Origin of the sequence: Paenibacillus alvei DSM 29 (assembly GCF_000293805.1) — a bacterium.
In the GTDB taxonomy this organism is placed as follows: Bacteria; Bacillota; Bacilli; order Paenibacillales; family Paenibacillaceae; genus Paenibacillus_B; species Paenibacillus_B alvei.
Genome location: NZ_AMBZ01000021.1, coordinates 1 through 5,630, shown reverse-complemented (window position 1 = coordinate 5,630; position 5,630 = coordinate 1). Strand labels below are relative to the sequence as shown.

Below are 5,630 nucleotides of genomic sequence, written 5' to 3'. Positions count from 1 at the left end.
TATGCACAACTGATTGAGCAACGAGAGAAATTGAATCAAAAGTATGAAGAATTGAACAAGCAATACGAATACCAAATCAAACAAGGTAATCACATAAACGAAGAAACTGAAATAAACACCAAGCGAGCGCGAGATCTTTTAAGTAGCCTCACTGATCTTCGGAATGACTTGTATTTTCAGAAGGTAAAAAAGAACGCAACTCAGTGAATATCGAAGAGATAAGGTCTTCGAGTACATTGTCTGATTCCTTATTGGGTGAAGATTTTGCGCCATTAGCCTGCGTCACTTCACGATGATGACGTTCTGCCTGCTCCATACGTTCGATATGATGTCTCTCTGCTTGTTCAATTTGAATCTGGTGTAATTTTTGAGCTTCTATGCTGCTTTCATCGGCGATTCGCTGATTGTGTAACATGCTAAGAACAGTAAGGATGATGCCAATAACACTTAAAAATTGCCCGATATCCATTTTCTTATTAGATGATGGTGAGTTGATGTCGAATGCAGTTGTTTGGATAATTTCTTCTTTAATATCTGGTAGTTCTACTTCCACTGATTGAATCAAGTCTTTCAGTTTTGAAGATAAGGAATCAGTTATGAAAAGATGACTATAATCTTGTTCCCGAATGAAGTCGGCAACAGCTTCCCATTCCTTTGCTACAGGAAGAAGAGTATCGGAGACTTTAGATAATGCCAAATAATTTGCTTCCATAGCAGTAGCCAAAGCTGAAGTAGCAGGTCTAAGAGCCTCTCTTAATCTGTTTTGTTGTTCTAATAATCTTGTCAAAGTAGGCGTTAAGTCGTGATTTAATCTTTCAATCGTATTAATCATTTCAAAAATATCATGTTTCAAATAAACTACCATCCCTTCAATGGTGTCTGGACAACTCTATTGTATAGGGAAGAGAAACTATATTAAAGCCAAATATAGGAAAGGTGGATGACAAATGAAACGAAGTGTAGGCAAGAAGACAGTCGTAAGCTTGCTTGGTGTAACTGTAGCGACTCTCGTAAGTCGTTCGGAATATCTGGTCAACTTGAAAGATTCTATTGTTGATCAGTGGCAGATGGTGGCGGTAAGAATGGACAAGCTGCTAGCAACCGGCAACCGCTGCCGCGGAGATGTGGGGGTGCTGGCATGACAGAGATTGCAATGCAAAGAGTCGAATCAATCCGTCATTTGAATCAATTGAAAATGATGCGGAACGCGCCAGGACTCCTTGAAGCAGCATACGATTGGCTGTCGATGGAGATTGCACAGATGGAACGTGAAATCTTCGGGAGAGAGTTGTCATGAGGCCAACTTGTGGATGCGGGAAGCCGGCAGAATACCTTTGCTACGAAGATGAACAGCCGCATTGCGAGGCATGCATGAAAGAAGCAATAGAATGTTCGGTTTATATCATGGTTCGTAAACCTTTAGATTGGAGTGAATGGAATGAGACTCGCGGTAAGAATCTCGTATTCTGAGGACTTAGACGCACAACGATGCTTAACGGCAGCAGGAGGGAATATGGTATTGCCAGCAGGAAAGCCGCCGCAGTTCCATTTTCCAACGAAAGAACATTATTCCGAGTATTGCAAATTGCTTCGAGAATCAAAGGTACAAAAGTAAATTAGCCGCGGGGTAGGAGCCGCAGCTAAACAATTACTTGAACAAATATAATTACGTGCATTATATCACAAAATCGGGAGGATGCAACATGCGTTTATATGACTTGGCTGACCAATACAATGATTTGCTTGAACTCGCTCAAGACGGTGGAGAAGGTGTTGACTACTCTGAAATGCTGGAGGGAATGGAAGGAGCTATCGGAGAGAAGTTGGACGGCTACTGTAAAGTAGTTCGCTCACTCGAAGCAGAGGCCGATGCATTAAAAGCCGAAGCGCTGCGCCTATCTCAACGCAAGACGTCTATTGAAAATAACGTAGCACGCATGAAGGATGCCATGAAGTGGGGCATGATTCGCATCGGAATGGACAAACATAAAAGCCCATTGTTCAGCGTGTCGATTACGAAGCCCCGTGACCGTGTAGAGGTTACGAATGTGCTGGCAGTGCCATCTGAATATGTTAAACAACCAGAACCAACCGTTGATAAAAAGGCCGTAATGGATGCATTGAAAGGCGGGGTCGCAATTCCAGGCGTAACGATTGTTCAGGGCGAAAGTGGGCTGATGATTCGATGAGTAAAGCGCAACTCTATCAAAAAATGAGTGCTGTTATGCAGAAGGTAGATTATCTGCAGAAAGATGATCGAGTTGAGTTCGGTAATACGAAATACAACGCAATCACCGAGGAAAAGGTCACATCAACCGTACGTGATGCATTGATAGAGCAGGGGTTAGTAATCTTTCCCTTTGAACAGGCACATAGCAAGGAAGGCAATCTCACAACCGTAGACGTGAAGTATAAGATCGTTGACACGGAAACGGGCGAGTACGAGGTTATCGTTTCTTCTGGCACTGGCGCCGACACACAGGATAAGGGCGTTGGAAAGGCCATGACATATGCATACAAATATCTGTTGCTACGAACGTTTGCTATCCCTACAGGTGAAGATCCGGATAAGACGAGCAGCGCGGAACTTGATGCACAAGCACAACAGCAAAAACGGCCGGCGGGGGCAAGTAAGAAAAATCAATCATCACCACCACCGGAAGGTCTGAAGATCAAGCCGAGCTTAGAAGCAAAATACAAGCACATTCACGGGAACACGGATGGTCTGGCTGACTTTGTTAAAGATCACGGCGCTGATTCTGAAAAGGTGCTTACAGCAATGATCCAAGAAATGAAAGGGTGATGCAAGATGTTGAACCGAGTGATATTAATTGGACGACTTACAAAAGATCCAGAGTTGCGCTATACATCGGGTGGAGTTGCAACTACATCATTTACGCTTGCGGTTGATAGACAATTCCAAACGAATGGACAGAAGGAAGCAGATTTTATTCCTGTTGTTACATGGAGGCAAACAGCAGAGGCTTGCGCCAATTACTTGCACAAAGGGCGACTAACAGCGGTTGAAGGTCGGATACAGGTACGAAATTACGAAAACAATGAAGGCCGTCGAATCTATGTGACTGAGGTTGTTGCTGATAATGTTCGCTTCCTGGAACATTCAACACGAGATGGAGAAGTGCCAACAGTAGATAACCGTGATCCATTCCATAATGACGGGAAACCGATCGATATTCACGATGATGATTTACCATTCTGACGATGAAAGATCAAATACCACAGTATATTCAAGAAATTAAACGTCTCAGGCTCGAAGCAGATGAGTATGACGACGAATCGCCGGGCGGACTCATGCAACGAATAACTTTATTGACTCAAGCCCATACATTGATAGGGCGCGTATCAGCTCATATGGACGGCCAGTATAAGCGTAAATATGCAGAACGTAAGAACACATTTGCTGCAGTAAAAGCGGCGGCAGGGCGTGGAGATAAGACGACTCAGGCAGAGCTTGCGACAATGGAGTTGCGCGAACAGGAAGCTGAAGCATTTGAACGTATGCACCTTTGGAGAAATGAGTTTAAATCACTGACGGAACAACTTCATGAGCTTCGGTTACGGCTTCGAATTGATTTAAACATCGGCATAGGAGGCGGATAAACATATGACGTTGCCTTTTAATCCGCAACCAAAAAGCAAAGCGACTAAGAGTACACGTATAAAGCAAACGCAGAAGCAGATGGGTGATATAAGCCCGTCTGTGGATGCGGAATTGAAAGATAGATCGAAAGGTATATGTGAAATGTGCGGCAAGGCGTGGGCGACCGAGAGAGCGCATTTAACCGGACGGAAGCAACTTGAATGGAAGACTAAAGTCACGGACTTATTGCACCTTTGCACGGCATGCCATGACTGGCTGGATGAAACTCAAGAGGGAATACGATTCCGAAAATTGATAGCGAACGTCATTAACACGGTGCTAGAGAGAAGGTGAGACGATGGCACGACCGCGGAAGGAGGGGCTGGAGTACTTCCCCCTTGACGTAGATATTGCGGGGGATGACAAATTGGTTGTTCCTATAGCGAAGTATGGGAACCGAGGTTTCGGCCTAATTATCCGCCTACTAATGGCGATTTATAAGAACGGTTATTACTACCCTTGGACAGAGAAAGAGAAGTATTCATTTTCGATGAAGGTTAATGAAGACATTAACTATGTTCAAGAGGTAGTTTCTGAGTGCATAAACTGGGGTTTCTTCGACAGAAACATGTCAGAAACGTATCAAATACTTACATCACAAGGTATTCAGAAGCGTTTTTTGATGGCTGCAAACAGGCGAATTGGTACTTTGATCAAGCAAGAATATTCACTTGTCGATGATCAAAAAGTAGTTTCTGCAACAGAAACCCCAGTTAATGATGACGATAACACAGATTTATGCAGCAATATGAGTACAGAAAGTACACAAAGTAAAGTAAAGGAAAGTAAAAAGAAATTAAATAAAAATAAAAGAGATAAAGAACAGAAAAACAAATACGCTGACTTCGTCTCTATGACTGAATCGGAATATAACAAACTTGTTGAGAAATATGGCGAAGAAAAAGCTAAGCGAATGATCGAGATTTTGGACAACTACAAAGGTTCCAAAGGCAAGACATACAAGAATGATTACCGAGCCATTTTGACATGGGTAGTAGAAAAGGTCGAAGAGGAGGAAGCAAAACGCAATGGAATTAGACCAGTTGGACATTTCGGAGGCGGACAAGCACCTAATTCGGCAAACAATGCAGGTCACAAAACGGCGCGATATAGTCAAGCCTCGACGCTCACCGCTAAACGAGATGATGGACGAGATGGAGCAAGGGTATCGGACAACGACCTCTTTGTTCGCAGATGACCAGTATATCGGGACATACTGCTGTCTGAAGTGTAGGAAGGAAATGCGGCGCACACTCGTACCATTACGGAATCAATGGGTTATAGCAACAGCATGCAAGTGCAAGGTAGCTGAGATGGAACGGGAAGAGAAGGAGCGAGAGAGGAAAGCGCGGCGAACGAATATGGAACGTGCCTACTCTAAGAACATTATGAATGAGGATCTAAAGAATGCCTCTTTCAACAGCTTTCAAGATCGAGAAGGATCAGAATCAGTCAAGCAGGCGGCAATTGAGTTTGTAGCAGGTTTCGAAACAAGGAAAACGGGATTGATGCTTTTTGGTACACCAGGCAATGGAAAGAGTCACTTGGCAGCAGCTATCCACCATGAATTAGACAAGCAAGGGTATGTGTGTCTGTTCTTGGATGTGTCACAGTTGTTCAATCTTGCAAAAGACACATTCAATAGTTCAGTGAAAACGACCTTAACGGACATAATCACTGGGGCCGTCCAGTGTGACTTACTTACACTCGATGAGATAGGCAGCGGATATCTAACTGAATATGAGTTCAATGACATTCTGTTCCCTATCATCAATGGCCGGCAGGGAAAACCGACGAACTATACAACGAATCTCGATTTGGCACGGCTTGAACAATGGTTCAAAGCGGACAAGTACAACAAGCCAGTTGATCCAGACGGGCGGCTATACGATCGGATACTAGGAAGCACAGACATTTACGAGAATAGAGCATCTTCAAAACGGCGCGAGGACGCTATACAACGTTTGCA

Annotated in this window: 11 protein-coding genes; 10 read left to right on the top strand and 1 reads right to left on the bottom strand. The window is 43.8% G+C overall.

The features are described 5' to 3' along the window. Nucleotides 1-148: 148 nt before the first annotated feature. Nucleotides 149-853, bottom strand: a complete 705-nt coding sequence (locus PAV_RS30315) for a hypothetical protein (RefSeq protein ID WP_005548355.1) — start codon at nt 851-853, stop codon at nt 149-151. 94 nt (nt 854-947) lie between these two features. On the opposite strand from PAV_RS30315, the gene PAV_RS30310 reads away from it, so the two are divergent. From PAV_RS30310 to PAV_RS36725, 10 genes are all read left to right on the top strand, one after another. After that, nucleotides 948-1,142 (top strand): hypothetical protein, encoded by a 195-nt coding sequence (locus tag PAV_RS30310; protein ID WP_005552288.1) that lies wholly within the window; start codon nt 948-950, stop codon nt 1,140-1,142. Further along, on the top strand, nt 1,139-1,297 hold the full coding sequence (locus tag PAV_RS35070; RefSeq protein ID WP_005548350.1) for a hypothetical protein: 159 nt from the start codon (nt 1,139-1,141) through the stop codon (nt 1,295-1,297). The genes PAV_RS30310 and PAV_RS35070 overlap by 4 nt, the downstream gene beginning before the upstream one ends. Then, nucleotides 1,294-1,470 (top strand): hypothetical protein, encoded by a 177-nt coding sequence (locus tag PAV_RS35485; protein WP_005548349.1) that lies wholly within the window; start codon nt 1,294-1,296, stop codon nt 1,468-1,470. Before PAV_RS35070 ends, PAV_RS35485 begins: the two co-directional genes overlap by 4 nt. A gap of 233 nt (nt 1,471-1,703) precedes the next feature. Continuing rightward, the gene (locus PAV_RS30305) at nt 1,704-2,189 is read left to right on the top strand and encodes a siphovirus Gp157 family protein (RefSeq protein WP_005548346.1); all 486 of its coding nucleotides are present in this window, start codon (nt 1,704-1,706) and stop codon (nt 2,187-2,189) included. Continuing rightward, a complete protein-coding gene (locus PAV_RS32925; RefSeq protein WP_005548344.1) occupies nt 2,186-2,803 on the top strand; it encodes an ERF family protein in 618 nt (205 codons plus the stop codon). Before PAV_RS30305 ends, PAV_RS32925 begins: the two co-directional genes overlap by 4 nt. 6 nt (nt 2,804-2,809) lie before the next feature. Next, a complete protein-coding gene (gene ssb / locus PAV_RS30295; protein WP_005548343.1) occupies nt 2,810-3,220 on the top strand; it encodes a single-stranded DNA-binding protein in 411 nt (136 codons plus the stop codon). A gap of 2 nt (nt 3,221-3,222) precedes the next feature. Beyond that, the gene (locus PAV_RS30290; RefSeq protein ID WP_005548342.1) at nt 3,223-3,621 is read left to right on the top strand and encodes a hypothetical protein; all 399 of its coding nucleotides are present in this window, start codon (nt 3,223-3,225) and stop codon (nt 3,619-3,621) included. Between the two features lie 4 nt (nt 3,622-3,625). Next, nucleotides 3,626-3,955: a hypothetical protein gene (locus PAV_RS30285; protein WP_005548341.1), complete on the top strand. Its 330-nt coding sequence runs from the start codon at nt 3,626-3,628 to the stop codon at nt 3,953-3,955. 4 nt (nt 3,956-3,959) lie between these two features. Continuing rightward, nucleotides 3,960-4,859, top strand: a complete 900-nt coding sequence (locus PAV_RS36730) for a DUF4373 domain-containing protein (protein WP_005548340.1) — start codon at nt 3,960-3,962, stop codon at nt 4,857-4,859. Further along, on the top strand, nt 4,747-5,630 hold an 884-nt coding region (locus PAV_RS36725), incomplete at its 3' end, for an ATP-binding protein (protein ID WP_338010908.1). The genes PAV_RS36730 and PAV_RS36725, both read left to right, overlap by 113 nt.

Coding starts and splice junctions, on each gene's coding strand:
- PAV_RS30285 (WP_005548341.1), top strand. CDS start 3,626: ATGACGTTGCCTTTTAATCCGCAACCAAAAAGCAAAGCGACTAAGAGT.
- PAV_RS30310 (WP_005552288.1), top strand. CDS start 948: ATGAAACGAAGTGTAGGCAAGAAGACAGTCGTAAGCTTGCTTGGTGTA.
- ssb (WP_005548343.1), top strand. CDS start 2,810: ATGTTGAACCGAGTGATATTAATTGGACGACTTACAAAAGATCCAGAG.
- PAV_RS30290 (WP_005548342.1), top strand. CDS start 3,223: ATGAAAGATCAAATACCACAGTATATTCAAGAAATTAAACGTCTCAGG.
- PAV_RS36730 (WP_005548340.1), top strand. CDS start 3,960: ATGGCACGACCGCGGAAGGAGGGGCTGGAGTACTTCCCCCTTGACGTA.
- PAV_RS32925 (WP_005548344.1), top strand. CDS start 2,186: ATGAGTAAAGCGCAACTCTATCAAAAAATGAGTGCTGTTATGCAGAAG.
- PAV_RS35485 (WP_005548349.1), top strand. CDS start 1,294: ATGAGGCCAACTTGTGGATGCGGGAAGCCGGCAGAATACCTTTGCTAC.
- PAV_RS30305 (WP_005548346.1), top strand. CDS start 1,704: ATGCGTTTATATGACTTGGCTGACCAATACAATGATTTGCTTGAACTC.
- PAV_RS35070 (WP_005548350.1), top strand. CDS start 1,139: ATGACAGAGATTGCAATGCAAAGAGTCGAATCAATCCGTCATTTGAAT.